This window comes from Kitasatospora sp. MBT66, from assembly GCF_000710405.2.
GTDB classification, from domain to species: Bacteria; Actinomycetota; Actinomycetes; order Streptomycetales; family Streptomycetaceae; genus Kitasatospora; species Kitasatospora purpeofusca.
In genome coordinates, this window is the sequence record NZ_JAIY01000013.1 from 120,106 (window position 1) to 120,410 (window position 305).

The window sequence follows — 305 nt, forward strand, 5'->3', positions numbered from 1 at the left end:
TGGCCGGGTCGGTGCTGCCGGGGGACGAGGCGCCGGTGGCGGAGCCGGAGCCGTGGGCGGCGCTGCTGCCGGGGCTGGATCCGGCGGTGATGGGTTGGCGGGGGCGGGACTGGTACCTGCGGCCGGAGGATGTGCCGGCCCTGTTCGACCGGGCGGGGAACGCGGGGCCGACGGTGTGGTGGTGCGGCCGGGTGGTGGGCGGCTGGGCGCAGCGGGCGGACGGCGAGGTGGTGTGGCGGTTGTTCGAGGACGTGGGGGCGGAGGCGGTGGCGGCCGTGGGGGCGGAGGCGGAGCGGTTGGTGGGC

General features: G+C 79.0%; 1 protein-coding gene. It reads left to right on the top strand.

Annotation, left to right across the window (positions count from 1 at the left end; translation table 11 throughout):
• Positions 1 to 305: DNA glycosylase AlkZ-like family protein (locus BI06_RS34025; protein ID WP_043474801.1), on the top strand; the 305-nt coding region annotated here is incomplete at both ends.